Here is a 20,867-nt window from a genome sequence, read left to right on the forward strand (position 1 = left end):
GGTTGCATTGTGTTTGCACGATCCACTGCTAACACATCGAGGCCCCACCCAGAGCTTGCTGCCGCTCGCTCTGACCTCCCCAAAATCGAGTTTCGGGGAGGTAAAAAAGAAATCACCCTCCCGTGTTCGGGAGGGGCGGACTCGGTAGCGGCCGGGGAGGGTTGGTTGCATTGTGTTTGCACGCTCCACCACTAACACATCGAGGCCCCCCCCAGAGCTTGCTGCCGCTCGCTCTGACCTCCCCAAAACGAGTTTCGGGGAGGTGAAAATGAATTCACCCTCCCGTGTGCGGGAGGGTCGGACGCGGTAGCGGCCGGGGAGGGCTGGTTGCATTGTGTTTGCACGATCTATCACTAACACATCGAGGCCCCACCCAGAGCTTGCTGCCGCTCGCTCTGACCTCCCCAAAACGAGTTTCGGGGAGGTGAAAATGAAATCACCCTCCCGTGTGCGGGAGGGTCGGACGCGGTAGCGGCCGGGGAGGGCTGGTTGCGTTGTGTTTGCACGCTCCACCACTAACACATCGAGGCCCCACCCAGAGCTTGCTGCCGCTCGCTCTGACCTCCCCAAAACAAGTTTCGGGGAGGTGAAAAAAAATCACCCTCCCGCACACGGGAGGGTAAATTCCGCTTGGCCTAACAAACCAACTCCCTCAACAGCCTCGTTCCTTCATCCGCCACTGCTCGCCATCGACTTGTTCGATCAGTCCGGCTTGCGACAAGATTTTCAGCGACCGCTCGACTTGAAAGTCGACTTCGACGTTCACCGCTTCACGAATCATTCGCTCGCAGTGACGCCGCAGTTTGCGAGAGCTCAGCGGAGTGTCGCTCGACAGGATCCCGTACAACGCCAGCGTCACCTCGGCTTCACTCTGTTGCCGGGCTTGTTGGATCAAACGGTAACCCACGCCTGCGTTGGTATCGAGTTTTTGGTAGTACAGGTTCTTTGCCAGGTTCAATAGGTAGCGATTGCGGGTCTGGAAATAACTCACCACACTGCGAACGATGTAGCCGATCGAAGCAAAGATCAACCCGGCCAACATCATCGAAGAGTACAGCGTGATCGCGGCAAACAAGAAGATGAAATGGGCTAGTTTTCGAAGTGACATCAGAAGCCCTCCCAGACTTGGCACGATGATCTTGACCCGGTCCACTTTGCTGATTCGAACTTGCGTTCCTGGCAACAGCATGTCGACATCCAGCTTGGGAATGTTTTTGAACATCCTCAGGTGCAAACACCGTGACGACAATTGTTCTTCCGATACATCGTCGTTGTGCAGTTTGAACAGCACCACCATCCGTTGATACACGGGAACTTCGACTGGTTCACGTTGATACAGCGTGCGGAGCCGGCGGCGAAAGCGGGTGCCGACGATGTCGCCTCGCGAATAGACCACCAGCTGGTCGAACAGCGTGAAGTCGACATGCAGCGGGACTCCCCACTGGCTCGCCACACCCACGCAGGCTTCGATGTCAGATTGATCCAGACGACGGTAGCCCGCTTCGACCAACATCCGCTCGCAGAGCTGCAGTGTCGGAGCAATGTGGGGATGCGTTGTGCCGTCTTCGGTCGCTTCATCCTGGGGGGCAGCGGTGTCTGAATCCTCCTGCAGCGGGTCGCGATGATCCGAATCGGGGTCGAGTGCGGAGTACCATTTTGAAAATTCGGTGTGGTACGCCGCGGTATTGCGATTGAGTATGCTTTCGACTTGCCCGAAGGCTTCGGTAAACGCGTGTTGCTGTGATTCGCTCAGTTCGTTTCGGCGGATCAAGTATTCTCGCAACCGTGTGGGTTCGACGGGCAAGTACAACTCGACCGACCAGTGATCGGGATTGTCCGAGATCAGTCCCGATGCACTCAGTTCGCTGATGTCGCCAAACGAACTGCCCAAAGGGCGTGTCGTCGCGCCGTCACGATTGACAGACCACTCGACGAGAAAACGATCAATGAACGATTTTGACACCACGGGCTCCCAGTCGTCCGACGAGCAAGCCGACGCCGCGCGAAAACCGGTTCGCGGGGTGGCACTCGATATGGACGGGCTGTTGATTGATACCGAACGATTGTACTGGCAAGTGGGCGATACGTTACTGCAGCGGCGGGGATATCGCTACAGCCGGGAATTGCAGGCTCGGATGATGGGCCGCATCGGGGTGTCGGCGATCGCACAGATGATCGAAATGCACAATTTGTCGGATTCCGCTGAATCGCTGCTTGCCGAGTCAGACGAACTGTATGGAGCGTTGTTGGCCGAGCAGCTTCAGCCGATGCCGGGGCTGAGCCAGTGGATGGACTCGCTACGACGATCCGGTTTGCCGTTCGGATTGGCAACCAGCAGTCAACGCAAATTTGTCGATGTCATTTTGCCGACGTTTGATTGGTCGGATCAGCTTGCGTTTGTGTTGACCGGCAACGACGTCGTCAATGGCAAGCCTCACCCCGAGATGTATTTGACGGCAGCCGAGAAGATGCAAGTCCCCGCATCGGAAATGCTGGTGCTCGAAGATAGTGGCAATGGATGTGCCGCGGCATTAGCCGCTGGAGCCCAGACGGTCGCCGTCCCCAGCGAACACACCAAAGATCAATCGTTCGACGGCGTGATGTTGATCGCCGATTCGTTGTTGGATCCACGATTGCACGAGTTGATCGCATGACCGGGTAGCGAACGTCGCTCGCGTGTTTGGGTAGCGAAAGTCGCCAAGACTTTCGGCAGAACGGCTTTACCTCCCCGAAACTTGTTTTGGGAAGGTCAGAGCGAGCGGCAGCAAGCTCTGGGTGGGGCGTCGGTGTGTTAGCGATGGATCGTGCAAACACCGTGCAACCAACCCTCCCCGGCCGCTATCGCGTCCGACCCTCCCGCACACGGGAGGGTGAATTCATTTTCACCTCCCCGAAACTTGTTTTGGGGAGGTCAGAGCGAGCGACAGCAAGCTCTGGGTGGGGCGTCGGTGTGTTCGCGATGGATCGTGCAAGCACCGTGCAACCAACCCTCCCCGGCCGCTATCGCGTCCGACCCTCCCGCACACGGGAGGGTGAATTCATATTCACCTCCCCGAAACTTGTTTTGGGGAGGTCAGAGCGAGCGACAGTAAGTTCTGGGTGGGGCGTCGGTGTGTTAGATGGATCGTGCAAGCACCGTGCAACCAACCCTCCCCGGCCGCTACCGCGTCCGACCCTCCCGCACACGGGAGGGTGAATTCATATTCACCTCCCCGAAACTTGTTTTGGGGAGGTCAGAGCGAGCGGCAGCAAGCTCTGGGTGGGGCGTCGGTGTGTTAGTGGTGGATCGTGCACGCAGCGTGCAACCAACCCTCCCCGGCCGCTACCGCGTCCGACCCTCCCGCACACGGGAGGGTGAATTCATATTCACCTCCCCGAAACCTGTTTTGGGGAGGTCAGAGCGAGCGGCAGCAAGCTCTGGGTGGGGCTTCGGTGTGTTAGCGATGGATCGTACAAGCACCGTGCAACCAGCCCTCCCCGGCCGCTATCGCGTCCGACCCTCCCGCACACGGGAGGGTGAATGCGTTGCCAGCCCGCGCGCAAGGCGACGTTGTCTTACTCGCCGCTGAGCGGCGCAGATCCGTAGGGGCGGGTGCTAATAACGCCTTCTTCGGGACTGCTGGCGGTGCCATAAAGTCGCTTGGGGATCCGGCCGGACAAATAGGCGTCGCGGCCGGCGAGCGAAGCATACTTCATCGCTCGTGCCATCCGAATCGGATCACGGGCATGCGCGATTGCGGTGTTCAACAGCACGCCGTCGGCCCCCAACTCGAACGCTTCGCTGACATCGCTTGCCGTGCCCACGCCTGCATCGATGATGACGGGATAATCGGGATCGTCTTCCTTCAAATACTCCAAGATGATCCGCAAGTTGTTGGGATTTAGCAGCCCTTGGCCGCTGCCGATCGGGCTGCCCGCTGGCATCACGCTGGCCGCTCCGACGGCCTTCAGCCGCTGAGCCGTGACCGGACAATCGCTGGTGTAGCAGAGGACTTTGAATCCTTCTTTGCTCAATTCCTCGCACGCGGCCAATGTTTCCGATGGATCCGGCAACAGCGTTTTGCTGTCACCAAGCACTTCCAATTTGACCCAATCGGCGCCGGCATTGTTGAGCGAACGAAGGATTTCGCGGCCGAGTTTCGCGGCGCGGATCGCGTCTTTAGCCGTGTAGCAGCCCGCTGTGTTGGGCAATAAAATGTATCGATCCAGGTCAAGGAAATCGAGGATGTTTTGCCCCATCCGGTCGTACAGCCGCTCGCGACGCACCGCGACCGTCACGCAATCGCTGCCCGAAGCCATCAGCGAGTCCCGCATTTGCGGCATCGAGTCGTAGCGGCCGGTGCCCACGATCAGACGGCTCTTCAGTTGATGGCCGCCAACAACCAATCCGGGATCGTCGTCAATCACTTGGGGGGCGGATTCCGTGGTAGACAATGCGAAAGCTCAACAGAATGCGGGTAAAATGGAGTGACACTTTGAAGGTAACTGCAAGGATACCAAATCGCCCCGCCTGCTGGCGAGCGGCCGCAATCGTCAACACGCGACGAAGCGTTTGGCATCGACTATGATACATCCATGAAGTCCCACCCCTCCCCCCACCTTGTCCACCGCGTCCTGCTTGCTTTGGTTTGCAGCGTCGTAGGTACTGCCGCCCGAGTGAACGCCGACGATGAAATCTCGTTCAATCGAGAGGTGCGTCCCGTGCTGGCGTCGCAGTGTTTTGCTTGTCACGGCCCCGATGAGGAACATCGCGAAGCCGATTTGCGGCTCGATGTTGACGAAGCCGCGATCGAACACGGCGTGATCGAACCAGGCGATCCGGACGCCAGCGAATTGGTGCGGCGGCTGTTCTCTTCCGACGAAGACGAGGTCATGCCACCGCCGCATGCAGGAACGCTCAAACCCGAACAGAAACAATTGCTTCGCGATTGGGTGCAAAGCGGCGCGAAGTACGATAAACATTGGGCCTTCACCCCGCCGACGCGGCCCGCCGTGCCGACCGTGACACAATCTGGCTGGGCACGCGGCGCGATCGACGCCTTCGTGCTGGACCGTTTGGCTCGCGAAGGAATCTCGCCCTCGCCCGAAGCCGACCGGATGACGTTGGTGCGTCGGTTATACATCGATTTGATCGGACTGCCGCCGACGCCGGAGCAAGCGGATGCATTTGTTTCCTCGACCGACCCGCATGCTTACGAAGCTCTGGTTGACGAACTGCTGCAATCGCCTCGCTATGGTGAGCACTGGGCTTTGCCGTGGCTGGATCTCGCTCGTTACGCCGACACCAACGGGTACGAGAAAGATCGCGAGCGTTCGATTTGGCCTTACCGCGATTGGGTAATCCGGGCGCTCAACGAAGACATGCCCTACGACGAGTTTTCGATCAAACAGTTGGCTGGCGATTTGTTGCCTCGCAAAAGTCCCGATGATTTGATCGCGACCGGATTTCATCGCAATACGATGCTCAATGAAGAAGGCGGGATCGATCCGCTTGAGTATCGTTACCTTGCGATGGTCGATCGCGTGGCAACGACCGGTGTTGTGTGGCTCGGTTTGACCACCGGTTGTGCGCAGTGCCACACACACAAATTCGATCCGATCACGCACACCGATTACTTTCGGTTGATGGCACTGTTGAACAATGCCGACGAACCCGACTATGCGATCCCTGATCCTACGGTGGAACAACAGCGACGCGAAACACTCGATCAAATCGAGCGACTTGAATCTCAGTTGGCGGACGTCTTTCCGATCGGCGATGATGCATCGGCAACTTTCGAAAGTGAATTCGCCAAGTGGATTCGCAGTCAAGAAGCGGTCGCGACGCCATGGCAAGTCATCACGCCGACGGAGATGAAATCGAATTTGCCGCGGCTCGAGTTGCTCGATGACGGCAGCGTCTTTGCCAGCGGCGACACCACCAAGCGTGACGAGTACGAGTTGACGTTCACGATTCAGCAAAGCGATTTGCCCATCACCGCGATCCGGCTCGAAGCATTACCGGATGATCGGCTGCCGGAGCATGGTCCTGGTTTGGCGTTCTACGAAGGCCGCAAGGGCGACTTCTTTGTGAGCGAATTGAATGCGACGCTCGGCGATGCCCCGCTGAATTTTGGTGAGGTCACGCACAATTACCGCACCACCAACGACGGCAATTCCAAAGTCCGTCCTGATAACGTTTTTGATGGTGATGGATCGACGGGCTGGCAACCTGGCAATCACAAAGGTGAACGGTTGCATTTGGTGATGAACCTGCAGCAGCCAATTGAAACGCCCGGCGAACTTCGTATCAAGTTGCTGTTTGAACGCCATTATGTGGCGAGTCTGGGGCGTTTTCGCTTTGCGGTTACCAGCAAGCCCGATGCAGTTGCGAGCCAGCTGTCCGAGTCCGCTGAGACGATCCTTGCCTCAGCGGAGGACGACAAAGAACGAAGCGAGGTGCTGCGACGCGAGTTTTTGCGTACCACTCCGCTATTGGCCGAGGCACGTAAACCGATCGATTCGTTGCGAGCGAAGTTGCCGGAGCCGACGACCACGTTGGTGATGCAAGAACGCCCAGCGGATCATCCACGCCCGACCTATCGTCATCATCGCGGTGAGTACCTCAGTCCGAAGGAACAAGTCAGTCCGGGGATGCTGAGCGTGTTCGTTGAGGACGAGCAGCGTTCGCCGAAGAATCGACTCGAGATGGCCCGCTGGCTCGTCAGTGACGCCAATCCCTTGATCGCCCGGGTGACCGTCAACCGGGCGTGGCGGTCACTGTTTGGTGCGGGGTTGGTGCGGTCCAGCGACGATTTTGGCGTCCAGTCCGAACCGCCGACGCATCCCGAATTGCTCGATTGGTTAAGCGTCGAGTTGATCGAAAACGGTTGGTCGATCAAGCAGTTGCACAAATGGATCGTGATGAGCGAGACCTATCGTCAAGATTCCAAAGGGACAGCCGAACTAGTCCAAATGGATCCTGATAATCGACTGCTTGCCCGCGGTGCACGTTTCCGCGTCAATGGCGAAACGGTTCGCGACATCATGCTCCGGGGATCAGGATTGCTGTCAGAGAAAATGTACGGTCCCGGTGTGTTTCCGCCGCAGCCTCCGAGTGTGACGGAGTTGGCGTATGGCAATTTTAAATGGAACACCGCCAAGGACGCTGATCGGTATCGCCGCTCGATTTATACGTTCAAAAAGCGGACCGCGGCATTTGCCGCCTACACCGTGTTTGATGCCCCGACCGGCGAAGAGTGTATCCCACAGCGAAACCGCAGCAACACGCCGCTGCAAGCGCTGACGGTTTTGAATGACGAGATGTATTTTGAGATGGCCCGAGCGTTGGCGGAACAGACGTTGGCGAAGCAGACCAGTGAAGATGCAAACGATTCCCCAACAGAGATCGCAACGTCGATGTTTCGCCGAATTTTGACACGACCGCCCACGATCGAGGAAACGCAGATGTTGACGGCGTACTTCGATGCTCAGAAGCAACGGCTGGTTTCCGGTCAGCTCATCGCGGCAGAGATCGGGGGCGACAAGAATGCGTCTGCCGACTTCGCGGCTTGGTCGATGGTCGCTCGGGTGATCATGAACCTCGACGAAGCCGTCACTCGCCCCTAACCAAACGCTCGGTCAATCGATCTTTATTCGAGCCAATACGCCGTTTGGCATTCCATGGTAAAAGCAATGAATTCTCACTCACGACCCGATCCAACCCGCCGCCATTTTTTCCAAGATTGTGGTGTCGGACTTGGCAAAATGGCACTCGCATCACTGATCGCTGGCGGAGCGAAGCATGCTTTGGCCGGGCAAGATGACGTGTCGCAACCGAGTTCGGTGCGTCCGACTCACTTTCCTGCCAAAGCCAAACGGGTGATCTTTTTATTCATGGCCGGGGCACCCAGCCAACTCGACTTGTTTGACAACAAACCCAAACTGGCTGAACTCGCCGGACAGCCGATCCCACCGTCGGTGATCGGTAACCAACGTTACGCGTTCATCCAACCTGATGCGGCGGTACTGGGGCCACAGTTCCCGTTTGCCAAGTATGGCGAAAGCGGCGCCGAGCTATCGGATCGCTTGCCCTATTTGTCCAAAGTCGTCGATGACATCTCGTTCGTAAAATCATGCACCACCGATCTGTTCAATCACGCCCCGGCCCAATTGTTGTTCAATACCGGCAATCAGTTGCCGGGGCGACCGAGCATGGGAGCTTGGTTGAGCTATGGGCTTGGCAGCGAAGCGAACGATCTGCCCTCGTTTGTCGTGCTAAAAAGTGGCGGCAACTTGAGTGGCGGAGCGGCGATGTGGGGCAGCGGATTCTTGCCTGGTTCGCATCAAGGCGTTCCTTTTCGCGAGTCGGGCGATCCGATTTTAAATGTCACCAACCCAGCCGGTTTCGACACGCAGGCTCAGCGAGACTCGCTCGATCTGATTCGCAAGATGAATCAGAAACGCCAATCGGTGGTGTTTGATCCTGAAATCGAAACCCGGATTCGTTCGTACGAGATGGCGTATCGAATGCAGACGCGGGCTCCTGAGTTGATGGATTTCCAAAGCGAGTCGGCTGAGACGCTTGCGATGTACGGTGCCGAGCCTGGCAATGCGTCCAAATCGTTTGCTAACAACTGCTTACTTGCTCGCCGTTTGGCAGAGCGAGGCGTGCGTTTTATCCAGGTTTACCACTCGGGATGGGACCACCACAGCAACGTCGCCGGCGGGCTAAAGTCGCAATGTGCCGCGACCGATCAAGGCTGTGCCGCGTTGATCCAGGATTTGAAGCAGCGTGGATTGCTGGACGAAACGTTGGTCGTCTGGGGCGGCGAGTTTGGCCGAACACCGATGGTCGAATCGAGTGCCGCGTTGGGACGCAGCATGGGGCGCGACCATCATCCGCAAGCGTTCACGATGTGGTTTTCAGGCGGCGGGATCAAACCAGGAATCACGCTCGGCGCAACGGATGAACTCGGATTTAACATCACCGAGCGACCGGTCCATGTGCATGACATCCAAGCCACGATCCTGCACTGCCTTGGACTGGATCATCAACGGCTGAGCGTCAATTTTCGCGGACTGAACGTCAAACTTACGGGCGTCGAAGAGCACCACCCGGTCAAAGAATTGTTGGCGTAGGGGATCTTGCTAAAAATCCCGTGTGCAGGATGTTTAGCAAAAAGATTCTTCTTGCTATCGTGCGTGGATGAAATGGACGGATCAATATCGATTGGCGACCTGCCGAATTCAGCGAAAGCCATCGGTGTTGTTTTCACGCAAACACGACTGGAACAACGCGATTGGCCAATCGTTACGGGATTACGTTCCGTTCTGCTACAACCTGTCCGACGTCAATGTCCGGCGTTTTGATTTGCTTTTTCCGCTGACGGTGCGTGACGAAAAGTACTTTAACCTGCACCACCGCTCACTTCATGGCCAAAAGGCGATCGTGCCGAGTACCGAGGTGATCGAATTGTGCGATGACAAACAAGCATTGATTCATCGGTTGACTCAGTATGGTTTTGGCGAGCACATGCCAGCGACGGGCTGTCGATTTGAGTATCCGTATGTCGTGAAGAAACGTGTTTCTGGATTTGGCGATGGAACCTTCATCATCCAAAACTCCGACGATGAACGCGAATTAGAAACGCTGTTGAATGCAGAATCGCATTTCACGCTCGAGCATATCAGTGGACAAGAAGAATTTGCTACCCATCTGGTCATTGCGAAGGGGCAAGTTGTCTTTAGCCGCACCTGCAAATATTTCTTTCCGCCGGGGGTGTATGTCAAAGGACGACATGGCAAACCGGTAAAGCGTCAGACGTCAGACCATTCCCCTTACACCGGCCTTTTCGAAGAGATGTTGAGAGCGATTGGCTACGAGGGCGTTTGCTGTATCGATTACAAACCGCACGGCAGCGGAATCAAGTTGCTGGAGATCAATCCGCGTTTTGGCGCGACGATGGCATTGTTCATCAACGAGGCGCTGCCCGCCTACGAGGCAGCGGTTGCAGCCTACTGATGTTTGCTAAGAGGAAGAGGGGGGCAGATCCATGCAGGCCGGACCGCAGCAAAGCAGAGCACCGGCTTAGTGGTTCGGCGGATGATAGTCGTCCAATTGCGAATGGCCACCTTGCCGGGGAGGGGCCCTACCCGCAAATGCTTCACTGCGTTGGCTTTCATCGCGGGCAAAGCCCTTCAGGTAAACAAATTGAGTCCGGCAGGGTAAGATGCGAATCTCATGCTCGCCACGACATTCCTTGGTTCAAAACGAAGACCGGTTGATTGATGCGTTTCGCCCCCTACCTTGCCCCGTTTTCGGATCACCCGGTCTTGCTGCGCCGGGTGCGGCATGTCCTTGAGCGATTGCCGGCCGAAGTGCAACAAGATTTTTTGGACGACCATCGCTTCCAGGTCACGGTTGACAACTATCAACCGGGGGTGGGGTGGTCGTTCTTGATGCCCGCGCCAGGGGATGCTGGAAAAACCAGTCGCTGCGTGGTGCTGCGATTGAAACTAGCCGATGCACCCGAAACGTTTGCATGGTACGTGATCGCGCACGAATTCGCTCATGCCTATCTTCGCAACGGGGGGTGGGGCGAGATCACTGACATCGAAGAAGCGGCCGATGCGATGGCCGCATCGTGGGGCTTCGAGCGACCGAAGCCCGGGAGCTGAATTTTTTGAAGTTGTGCTATTTGCTGTCGCGGAGCGACATATTTCGATAGCCTCGGACTTTAGTCCGATGACTTTCGCCAGTATCAATCGAGTCCCAACGGGACGTTTTGTGACTTAATCGTTCGCCACAGAACGTCGCTCCGCGACGGGGTGCCAATTTCAGAACCGCTAACCTTGGACCAAAGTCCAAGGCTATTCCACAAAGAGCCTCCGGCACAAAAATAGCAACCTAGAAACTGACGCGTCGGGTTGTGATTTGCCGGGAAAAACGGCAATCACGCAACTTCTAGATGGCTGATAGGACTTCGGCTACTTGACCGTGATCGTCGCTAACAAATCGCCCGCTTCGACTTGCGTGCCTGCAGGCGTTTGGATGCTGGCGATCGTTCCGCTGACCGGCGCGTTGATCGTGGTTTCCATCTTCATCGCTTCGAGCACCATCAATTTCTGGCCCTCTTTGACCTTGTCGCCTTCGGCTGCAGCGACGGTAATCACCATACCCGGCATGCTGGCGGCGACTTGGCCAGGATCGTTGGGGTCCGCCTTGACCGCCGCTTTGACTTTCGGTTCGAGCGATTTGTCGAGGATCGACACTTCGCGTGGTTGACCGTTCAGTTCAAAGAAAACAGTCCGCGTCCCATCAGGATGAGGCACTCCGACGGCGAGGAATTTGACGATCAAGCGTTTACCCGGTTCGATATCGACCGCGATTTCTTCGCCCGGTTCTTGTCCGTAGAAAAAGTTAGGCGTCGGAATGTGATCGACGTCGCCATACGTGTTGCGGTGTTTAGCAAAGTCCTCGAACACCTTTGGGTACAGCAGATGCGTGACGGCGGCGCGGTCGTTTTCAGGATCGCCGGTCAACTTGGCGGCCGCCGCCCGAGCGGCAGCGACGTCGGCGTCAGGCATCGAATCACCGGGACGATTGAGAACCGGTTTCTGGTCACCCAAGATGATCTTGATGACTTCGTCGGGGAATCCGCCTGGCGGTTGTCCCATCCGTCCGCCGATCAAATCAATCACGCTGGCAGGATAGGCAAGCGATTTGTCAGCCGTCAAAACGTCTTCGGCTGACATCTCGTTAGCAACCAAGAACAGCGCCATGTCGCCGACCGCTTTGCTGGTCGGGGTGACTTTGACGATGTCACCAAACAAGCGATTCACGCCGGCGTAGGCTTTACATACTTCGGCCCAGCGATCGGATAGCCCCAACGCACGAGCTTGTTGATACAAGTTGGTGTATTGTCCGCCCGGCATTTCGTGTTCGTAGAGGTCGCCGGTAGCGGGCAACACGCTGCTTTCAAAGGGCAAGTAAAATTCGCGTGCGGCTTGCCAATATGTTGCCAACTGCGTCAACGCCTCGGTCGATAGAGAAGACTCGCGATCGGTATCGCGAAGCGCTTCGACCAACGTGTTCAAGTTGACTTGGCTGGTTCCGCCGGAAAGCGGTGCGAGTGCGGCGTCGGCAATCTGCAAGCCTTCGCCAGCGGCAGCCAGGATGGTTGCCGCTTGGATGCCTGCGGTGTCGTGCGTGTGGAAATGGATCGGGATACCAATTTCTTCTCGCAACGCACGGATCAACTGGACCGCCGCCGCCGGTTTGCAAAGTCCGGCCATATCCTTGATCGCCAACAAATGGGCACCGCGTTTTTCCAGCTGTTTAGCCAGTTCGACGTAGTACTTGATGTCGTACTTGGTGCGACGTGGGTTTTGCAGGTCGCCGGTGTAACAGATCGATGCTTCGCAGATCCCGCCTTCGGCCAACACCGCGTCCATCGCCACGTTCATGTTTTCGAGCCAATTGAGTGCATCGAAAACACGGAAAACGTCCATCCCTGCTTGCACGGCTTCGCGTACAAACAAACGCACGACGTTGTCGGGATAGTTTGTGTAGCCCACCGCGTTGCTGGCTCGCAGCAACATTTGAGTCAGGATATTGGGGACCTGTTCACGCAAGTCGGCGAGGCGTTGCCACGGAGATTCTTTTAAGAATCGCATCGTAGTATCAAACGTGGCTCCGCCCCACATTTCCAGTGAAAACAATTGGGGCGTTAGCTGGGCGTACGCTGGTGCGATTTGCAACATGTCAAACGTTCGCACTCGCGTGGCCAACAACGATTGATGCGCGTCTCGCATCGTGGTGTCAGTAAACAGCAATCCTTTTTGATTCTGAACCCATTTGACAAGTCCCTCGGCACCTTCGCGGCGAAAGATGTCCTTGGTTCCTTCGGGTAACTGTTTGCCGGGCAGTTCCGCGAGTTTTTTCAGTTGCGGTACCGGAGCCGGTTCGCGGCGTGTTGCCACAGGGCGTCCGACGACAAGCGGGTTGCCGTTGACGATCGTTTCCCCCAGAAACGCCAACAACTTGCTCGCTCGGTCGCGGCGGCGTGGCAATTCAAACAGCGACGGCGTTTGGTCGATCAAACGGGTCGTGGCCTCGCCGGCCAAGAACGCCGGATAGTTGATCATCTTGATCAAAAACGGGATGTTCGTCTTCACGCCACGAATGCGGAATTCGTGCAAACAGCGGTTCATGCGTGATGCAGCCGAGGCCAGCGAGGGAGCCCGTGCGGTGACTTTCACCAACATCGAATCGTAAAACGGGTTGACCACCGCGCCGCTGAAAGCGCTGCCGGCGTCCAAGCGAATCCCCAGCCCGGCGGCGCTGCGGTAATGGCTGATCCGGCCGTAATCGGGACGGAATTGGTTGCTCGGGTCTTCGGTCGTCACGCGACACTGCATCGCAAACCCGCTGGTGTGAATCGCGTCTTGCGACGACAATCCCACCTCTTCGCTATCGAGCGGATAGCCCTGGGCGACCAAGATTTGGCTGCGAACGATGTCGATCCCTGTGACTTCTTCGGTCACCGTGTGTTCAACTTGGATGCGAGGATTGACCTCGATAAAGAAGAATTGCTTTGCGTCAACATCGTAAAGGAATTCGACGGTGCCGGCATTTTCATAGCCGCTGGAGTCCCCGCCGACGGCGCGGCCGATTTTGATTGCCGCTTCGCACATCGCTTGGCGGATGTCGCTACTCAAGTTCGGAGCCGGTGCGATTTCGACGACCTTTTGGTGTCGCCGCTGAACGCTGCAGTCACGTTCCCACAGGTGAACTAAGTTGTTGTGTCGGTCGCCGAGCAATTGGACTTCGATGTGACGCGCTCGCTGAACGAACCGCTCGACAAACACTTCATCGCTGCCGAACGCGGTTTTCGCTTCACGCTGAGCCGCTTCGAGTGCCGCCGGCAATTCGTCTGCCGAATTGACGACCCGCATTCCGCGTCCGCCGCCTCCTTTGGATGCTTTCAAGATCACGGGGTAGCCCATCGAGTCGGCGATTTCGAGTGCTTCATCGACGCTAGAGAGCGCTTCGTTCTTGCCTCCCAAGACCGGCACCTGGGCCGCCTCGGCGATCTTGCGTGCGGCGGTTTTGTCCCCGAGCTGCTCCAGCGAATTGACGCTGGGGCCGACAAACAAGATGCCGGCGTTTTCCAGTGCCCGGGCGAACTCGGGGTTTTCCGACAGGAATCCATAACCCGGGTGGACCGCATCGACGTCATGCTTCTTACACAAGTCGACGATCGCTTCGATGTTCAAGTACGAGCGGATCGGTTCGCCGGGTTCGCCGATCTGATACGCCTCATCCGCCTTGAAGCGGTGCAGTGCGTAACGATCTTCGTGGGAATAAATCGCTACCGTGCGAATTCCAAGTTCCGTTGCACTGCGGAAGACTCGGGTCGCGATTTCGCTGCGATTGGCGACAAGGAGTTTACGTACCGGTCGAATCGTCATGATCGTGTCGTCGAAAGAAGAGGAAGGGGGGGCGGGTTTCGACTCAATTATCCGCAGCAGCCAATTTTTCACCCGCTTTTCCAAGCGGTGCGTTTGGAGCGTCAAGTTGAGTAGACTGCAATTTAGCGAAACCGGGACTTGGGGTCATGAGGGGTGCGGGGGGCCATGTCCCGCATTTGACTACAAGCGACTAGAATTTGAGGGAGCACAAATTGGAAAAATCGGCTAAGGTGAAGGTTCGATTCCGACTTTGAAATTGTTGATCCCCAAGACAGTATGGTCCGAAATAGCATGGCAAGCGTTGATTCGACCCCTTCCAAGACCGATGAACCCAATTCGTCGGTGACCTCTGCCCCGTCGCAATCCGAAGGGATTTTGGCTGCGGATGCTTCAACCGGCCAAGAGAGCGTGGACAAGGCGGCACCGCCCAAAAAACGGGGCGTTCCCGAAGGATTGTGGGTGAAATGCCCCGGTTGCGGTGCGTCGGTCTACAAGAAAGAGGTGGCCCAGCGGCTAAACGTTTGTCCCAAGTGTGAATACCACTTCTACGTCTCCGCAACCGAACGTATCGCACAGGTGTTGGACGAAGGAACCTTCGAGCCGATGAACGAGCATTTGCGGTCTTCGGACCCGCTCGAGTTTTCGGATCGACGCAAGTATTCCGATCGGCTGGTTTCGGAACAGAAACGGACCGGGCTCAGCGATGCCGTGCTGACCGGTACCGGAATGGTTCGCGCTCGCCGGGTCGCATTTGCGGTCACCGACAGTGCGTTCATCATGGGAAGCATGGGGTCGGTGGTCGGTGAGCGGTTGACTCGTTTGATCGAATTTGCGACCGAACATGACCTGCCGCTGATCATCATTAGCGCCAGTGGTGGGGGGGCCCGAATGCACGAAGGGATCCTTTCGCTGATGCAGATGGCCAAAGTGTCCGCCGCGTTGGCACGCTATGACGAAGCGGGCGGGTTGTTTGTCAGTGTTCTCACGAACCCCACTATGGGCGGGGTTGCCGCCAGTTTTGCCTCGTTAGGAGATTTGGTCTTTGCCGAGCCCAAAGCGTTGATCGGATTTGCCGGGCCGCGAACAATTAAGGCGACCATCGGGATCGAATTGCCCGAAGGGTTCCAGACCAGCGAATTTCTGTTGGAGCACGGTTACATCGATCGAATCGTGCCACGAAAATCGCTAAAAACGGAGATTGCTCGCGCAATTGACTATTGTGGAAAGTAGGTTTTCAGAAGAAACGTAGTCCATTGAAGACGGCGATTTCGAAACCGACGGCGCTATTTCCCTTTTCTCCTGTTTCCAAATGCTCACGTGACCTATGGGGCTATTTGATTCGCTCAAGGCTAAATTCAATTCCGGTTCCAATGGCGGAGCAAAGGCCAATCTAAAAGCCAACGCGCGAATAAACGTCGAGCTACGTTTTGACCGGATGCGAACCAGTGCCACCGGCACGATGAGTAATTTCTTCGTCGCCAACGATCGTGAGCACAAACGCACCGTTGGCGTCAAATTGCTTGACATTGAGAAAATGGAGCAGTTTGAAGCCCGTTTCAAAGGGCTGAAAAAGCCAAGTGAAGGAGAGATCGCGTTGGGAATGAAACACCCCAACGTGGTTGAAACCTACGAAGCCGGGGTGACCAGCAAGGGGCAACCCATTTTGGTAATGGAGTATGTCGAAGGCCCCAGTTTGCAGCATGTGATCGTCAATCGCCAAGAAGCGAACTTGAAGGGCAATCGGATGGGATTGATTCGCCAGATGGCCGAAGCGATTCGCTACGTCCATTCACGCGGCTTCATCCATCGCGACATTTGCCCTCGCAATTTCATTTGTTTTCCCGATTTCAGCGGCCTCAAGCTCATCGATTTTGGCTTGACCGTGCCTGCAACGCGTCACTTCATGGCGCCGGGGAATCGCACGGGGACACCGCTCTACATGTCGCCTGAAATCGTCCGTCGTCGAGCGACCGATTTTCGTGTCGACATTTTTTCGTTCGGAATCACCTGTTACTGCCTGTGCTGTTTCGAGCATCCATGGCAGGGAGATGTAGTGAACGGAAAGGCAGCTCTGCACCACGATACCTCGCCGCCGAAGGATCTGTTGGAGCGGTGCCCTGAGATCGAGCCACGGTTATCGCGGGCGATCATGGGCGCGTTGCAGCCGAACGTCGAGAAGCGAACGGCAAGCATGGATCAGTTCCTACAAGCGATTAAATCGCTCGAAGGACTCGACTACTAGGCCGGTTGGGGGAGGGAATTGATACCGTAAAAAACGGTACAAACCGCCCCGACTGTTAATCCAGGTTCGGTTTACCTGTTTTAACAACGTTTTCGTTGACACTCTATTTATTGGCTAACTATACTTCACTGGTCGAGTCAAGCGTGCCTTTCGCGACTCGTCCATCAGAGCGTGCCAGCGTTGATGAATTGACATTGGATCAATTCACCCGCCTATCGTGTCGCTGGATCTCTTTTTCGTCGGGGATCTCTTGTCGGTCGGAACGTATACGGAATTTTCGCAATGACCCTACTTGGGAAGTCGTTCTCAGTCATCATTCTCATCCTCAGCTTGACCTTCATGGTTTTGGCTTTGGCGGTTAACGCATCGCACCGCAATTGGCGGGACGTGGTGACAGGCCCGGGTGGACTGAAAGAACAAATTCAAGATTATGAATCAACCAACGAGCAGCTTCGTGATACGCAGCAACGCGTCGAAGCTGCCTTGGCTCGTGAACAAGCCGCGCGGCGAACCGCATTGGCAGCGTTGACGACTCAGTTGGACCAATTGAAAGACCAACTGCAAAAACGGGAAGAGAGCTATCAGCAAAAAGAAGCTCAAAACACCGTCTTTGCTCAAACCGATCGCAGCCGTGCTTTGCAGCTCGAAGAGTTGACGGCCGAAGCAAATCGATTGCGGCAACAGATTCGCAAGGAACAAGAAGACCGCGACACGCTGTTTACGCAAACGTTGAAATTGACCGACCAAATGAACCGGTTGCGTGGGATTGTTCAGATCCAAAGCGAGCGGAACGATCAATTGATGGCCCAAGTAACCCGTTACAAAGAGGTCGTCGATGCCAAGGGGATCGATATCAACGAACCCCTCGATGGATCGCCTCCGGATCGCAACGGCACCGTTTTGGTGATCAACCGTCCTAAGAAACTGGTCGAAGTTTCGATTGGATACGATGATGGGCTGCGATCAGGTCATCATCTCGAAATCAGTCGACAGGGCCGCTACCTTGGCAAGGTCCGTGTGTTGAAAATTGAACCTGACCGAGCGGTCGCGGAAATCCTGCCCGACTTCAGCCAAGGCACTATCCAGGAGGGCGACCGTGTCGACACTACCCTCGACTGAGAAACCACGTAAACAGCCACCCAGTGTTTACACCGTCATTTTGATTCTCGCGATGTTGTTCATGCTCGTTGCGGTCATCGCAATGTACGTCGAACTGGGCCGCTGGGCACCCGATTATTATCGCACCAACAGCGCTCAACCTGGCGCGATGGTAGTGCCGGTTGATCGCACAACCGCACTGGCTTAAAGCATCGATCGGCGAGTTGGTTTGAAAAAGCCATTGGCGTTTGCGTCCCCGCAACTCTGCCCGGTGCTGCAATCGCGACCAACATCTTCACGAGACTTACAGCCTCCGTCCCCCCTGTTCTCGCACGCTATCCATGACGATGGCTGGGAAGAATGGGTGGGACTGCGACAGCGGCGATGATTCTGCGCCGTGGAGACTTGTGGCGCGATGATTTTGTTGCAAACATAGTTGCTTAGCCATTGCATTTTGCGTGGCTTCACGCTTACGTCCCCAGCTCGATTGGAACGTTCGCGTGAATGGACTGAAACCTTGATTGTTTGCCATACAATATCTCTCTCATGAAAGTCTCTGCTCCGAAAGTCGAGCGTATCTCGACGGTTGATTCTCACACTTGCGGTGAACCCACACGGACGATCGTTTCGGGTGGTCCCGATCTTGGCAAAGGGACGTTGATTCAGCGTCAGCAGCGTTTTGCCAAAGAATTCGATCACTATCGCACGGCGGTAATCAATGAACCACGAGGAAGTGATGTGTTGGTGGGCGCCCTGCTGTGTAAGCCCACCAATCCCGAGTTCGCCGGCGCAGTGATCTTTTTTAATAACACCGGGTACCTAGGGATGTGTGGTCACGGTGCGATCGGCGTCGCGGCAACGCTTGCCTATCTCGGCCGCATCGGGCCCGGGTATCATCAGCTCGAAACATCGGTGGGCGTGATCGGTTTCGAATTGGATGAAGACATGCACCGCGTCACGGTCGAAAATGTTCCGAGCTATCGCTATCGCAAAGCGGTGGCCGTCGAGGTGCCAGGGTTTGGCCAAGTCGTTGGAGATATCGCCTGGGGCGGCAATTGGTTCTTTTTGGTTCGCAGCGAGTCGGCTCAGATTCGTCCGCAACATCTCGATGAACTGTTGGCATTTACCAAAGCGATCCGCAAAGCTTTGGATGACCAAGGCATCACCGGCCATGGCGGCAAGGTGATTGACCATATCGAGTTGTATTGGGATTCAGAGACCAACGACGGTCGCAACTTTGTGCTTTGTCCCGGCGGCCAATGGGACCGATCACCATGTGGTACCGGCACGAGTGTTAAGTTGGCCTGTTTGGCTGCCGATGGTGAACTGGCTGCCGGAGAACGATGGCACCAAGAAAGTATCATCGGGACCTATTTCGAGGCCAACTATCGCTTGGCTACCGATGAAGAAATCAAGCAGCTCGGCAACATTGGGCTCGACCCCAAGCAAACTGTGGACGATTCCGTGGCAGCCAGTGCAGGGATCATCGTACCGAGTGTCACGGGCGAAGCTTCGGTGACCGCCGAAAGCCAATTGTTGCTCGACCCGGACGATGCATTTCGGTACGGGATCCCGGTGTAAACGTGCTTCGTAAACCGCCGAGTCCATCCGCTGCCCATCTGACCGTTCGGTACTTATGACCGCCAAACACGTGCCTGATCCGTCCAGTTCGTCGCAGCACCAACTGCCAGAGCACAATGCTGGCCAAGACGAGCCGGGCCAGCCCAACGCAGGCCAGCCCATCTCAGGCCAACACGTTCAGGGCCAGCGAATTGCCGCGTCCGCAGGTGAGTCTCAGCATGTCGCCATCGTCGGCGGCGGAGTCGTCGGTATCGCATGTGCCCACTACTTGAATCTGCGTGGCTATCGTGTGACGGTGATTGACCGCGGCCGTGTTGGCGGTGGCTGCTCGCACGGCAATTGTGGTTACGTCAGCCCCAGTCATGCGTTGCCACTGGCTGAACCGGGGGCGATTTTCTCAACCATCAAAGCGATGTTAAAACCGAATCCACCACTGCGGATTCGGCCGGGGCTGAACCTCCATCTGTGGAAATGGTTGTGGAACTTCTCACGTCGCTGTAACGAGACGGATTGGATTGAATCGGGGCATGCGATTCATCCGCTGTTGACCGAGTCGATGCAGCTGTACGGTGATTTGATTCGCGATTACCAATTGGATTGTGAATGGACCAAGCAAGGATTGTTGTTCGTCTATAAGAATCAGCATGCGTTTCAAGCGTACGCACCGATCGATGAGATGCTGCGTCGTGATTTTAATGAACCGGCGCGGCGAATGTCGGCGAGTGAGCTATTGGATTTTGAGCCCGGTTTGCAAGAGGATGTCGCGGGGGCTTGGTATTTCGAACATGATGCCCATTTGCGGCCGGCACGCTTGGTCGCATCTTGGCGTGATTCGCTGCAGAGCCGCGGGGTAGCGTTTGTCGAAAATCAATCGCTCGAATCGATCGAAGAATCGGGCGGTAATGCGACACGTGTGTCGCTGTCGTCACAGCAAGTCACGGCGGATCATGTGGTGATTGCCACTGGCGCCTGGACACCGCTGTTAGAGAAGATCCTTCGTTTTCGTGCACCGATTCAGCCAGGCAAGGGCTATTCGATCACGATGCCGCGGCCTGAGGGCTGTCCTCGCACGCCAATGATTTTGCCCGAGCGAAAGGTGGCGGTGACACCGTGGGGTTCTGAGCTGCGTTTGGGATCGATGATGGAGTTCATCGGTTATGATTCGGCGATCTCCAAGAAACGTCTCGGGTTGCTGACCCAGGCCGCGGCGGACTACCTGAAGTGCAAACTGCCTGAATCGTTCTCTGAAACCTGGTACGGATGGCGTCCGATGACGTACGACAGCACTCCGATCATTGGACGCTGCCCAGGATTCTCAAACGTCTTCTTGGCGTGCGGACACAACATGCTAGGGCTGAGCATGGCGCCCGCCACCGGCCGTATGATTGCCGAGTTGGTCTCGGGCGAACCGACCAGCATCCAAACGCGGCCCTATCAAGCGGAGCGTTTTATCGCTTAGAGCGACTATTTGTCGCGGGGCTCATCTTCTCGC

14 protein-coding genes are annotated in these 20,867 nt (G+C 56.3%); 11 read left to right on the plus strand and 3 right to left on the minus strand.

The features are described from left to right. Positions 1–652: 652 nt before the first annotated feature. A complete protein-coding gene (locus ABEA92_RS24210) occupies positions 653–1,963 on the minus strand; it encodes a DUF3754 domain-containing protein (RefSeq protein WP_345687100.1) in 1,311 nt (436 codons plus the stop codon). Between ABEA92_RS24210 and ABEA92_RS24215 the strand changes: the two genes are divergently transcribed. Further along, positions 1,947–2,654 carry an HAD family hydrolase gene (locus tag ABEA92_RS24215; protein WP_345687102.1) on the plus strand — a complete coding sequence of 236 codons (708 nt, stop codon included), beginning with the start codon at positions 1,947–1,949 and terminating at the stop codon, positions 2,652–2,654. The genes ABEA92_RS24210 and ABEA92_RS24215 overlap by 17 nt on opposite strands. Before the next feature lie 901 nt (positions 2,655–3,555). Here the strand turns inward: ABEA92_RS24215 and ABEA92_RS24220 are convergent. After that, the gene (locus tag ABEA92_RS24220) at positions 3,556–4,434 is read right to left on the minus strand and encodes a thiazole synthase (RefSeq protein ID WP_425572486.1); all 879 of its coding nucleotides are present in this window, start codon (positions 4,432–4,434) and stop codon (positions 3,556–3,558) included. A 141-nt stretch (positions 4,435–4,575) separates the two neighbouring features. Here ABEA92_RS24220 and ABEA92_RS24225 point away from each other — a divergent pair, with 141 nt between their 5' ends. The 4 genes from ABEA92_RS24225 to ABEA92_RS24240 all read left to right on the plus strand — a co-directional run bounded on the left by ABEA92_RS24225 (position 4,576) and on the right by ABEA92_RS24240 (position 10,659). Then, positions 4,576–7,608 (plus strand): PSD1 and planctomycete cytochrome C domain-containing protein, encoded by a 3,033-nt coding sequence (locus ABEA92_RS24225; RefSeq protein WP_345687104.1) that lies wholly within the window; start codon positions 4,576–4,578, stop codon positions 7,606–7,608. A 66-nt stretch (positions 7,609–7,674) separates the two neighbouring features. Beyond that, positions 7,675–9,120, plus strand: a complete 1,446-nt coding sequence (locus ABEA92_RS24230; protein WP_345687106.1) for a DUF1501 domain-containing protein — start codon at positions 7,675–7,677, stop codon at positions 9,118–9,120. Between the two features lie 67 nt (positions 9,121–9,187). Then, complete coding sequence (locus ABEA92_RS24235; RefSeq protein WP_345687108.1) at positions 9,188–10,003, plus strand: ATP-grasp domain-containing protein; 816 nt, start codon at positions 9,188–9,190, stop codon at positions 10,001–10,003. 266 nt (positions 10,004–10,269) lie between these two features. After that, positions 10,270–10,659 (plus strand): hypothetical protein, encoded by a 390-nt coding sequence (locus ABEA92_RS24240; protein WP_345687110.1) that lies wholly within the window; start codon positions 10,270–10,272, stop codon positions 10,657–10,659. 309 nt (positions 10,660–10,968) lie between these two features. Here ABEA92_RS24240 and ABEA92_RS24245 read toward each other — a convergent pair whose 3' ends face one another. Next, entirely contained in the window at positions 10,969–14,454 is a 3,486-nt protein-coding gene (locus tag ABEA92_RS24245) for a pyruvate carboxylase (RefSeq protein WP_345687113.1), read from the minus strand. A 291-nt stretch (positions 14,455–14,745) separates the two neighbouring features. Here ABEA92_RS24245 and accD point away from each other — a divergent pair, with 291 nt between their 5' ends. From accD to ABEA92_RS24275, 6 genes are all read left to right on the plus strand, one after another. Then, positions 14,746–15,684, plus strand: coding sequence for an acetyl-CoA carboxylase, carboxyltransferase subunit beta (gene accD, locus ABEA92_RS24250; RefSeq protein ID WP_345687115.1), 939 nt, complete (start codon positions 14,746–14,748; stop codon positions 15,682–15,684). Positions 15,685–15,778: 94 nt separating this feature from the next. Next, positions 15,779–16,696 (plus strand): serine/threonine protein kinase, encoded by a 918-nt coding sequence (locus ABEA92_RS24255; RefSeq protein ID WP_345687117.1) that lies wholly within the window; start codon positions 15,779–15,781, stop codon positions 16,694–16,696. A gap of 282 nt (positions 16,697–16,978) precedes the next feature. Beyond that, entirely contained in the window at positions 16,979–17,815 is an 837-nt protein-coding gene (locus ABEA92_RS24260) for a hypothetical protein (RefSeq protein WP_345687119.1), read from the plus strand. Beyond that, entirely contained in the window at positions 17,793–18,002 is a 210-nt protein-coding gene (locus tag ABEA92_RS24265) for a hypothetical protein (protein ID WP_345687121.1), read from the plus strand. The genes ABEA92_RS24260 and ABEA92_RS24265 overlap by 23 nt, the downstream gene beginning before the upstream one ends. Before the next feature lie 338 nt (positions 18,003–18,340). After that, positions 18,341–19,375 carry a proline racemase family protein gene (locus ABEA92_RS24270; protein WP_345687123.1) on the plus strand — a complete coding sequence of 345 codons (1,035 nt, stop codon included), beginning with the start codon at positions 18,341–18,343 and terminating at the stop codon, positions 19,373–19,375. 55 nt (positions 19,376–19,430) lie between these two features. Further along, entirely contained in the window at positions 19,431–20,834 is a 1,404-nt protein-coding gene (locus ABEA92_RS24275) for an NAD(P)/FAD-dependent oxidoreductase (protein WP_345687125.1), read from the plus strand. The last annotated feature ends 33 nt before the right edge of the window (positions 20,835–20,867 follow it).

The sequence above is a fragment of the Novipirellula caenicola genome (genome assembly GCF_039545035.1).
Taxonomy (GTDB): Bacteria; Planctomycetota; Planctomycetia; order Pirellulales; family Pirellulaceae; genus Novipirellula; species Novipirellula caenicola.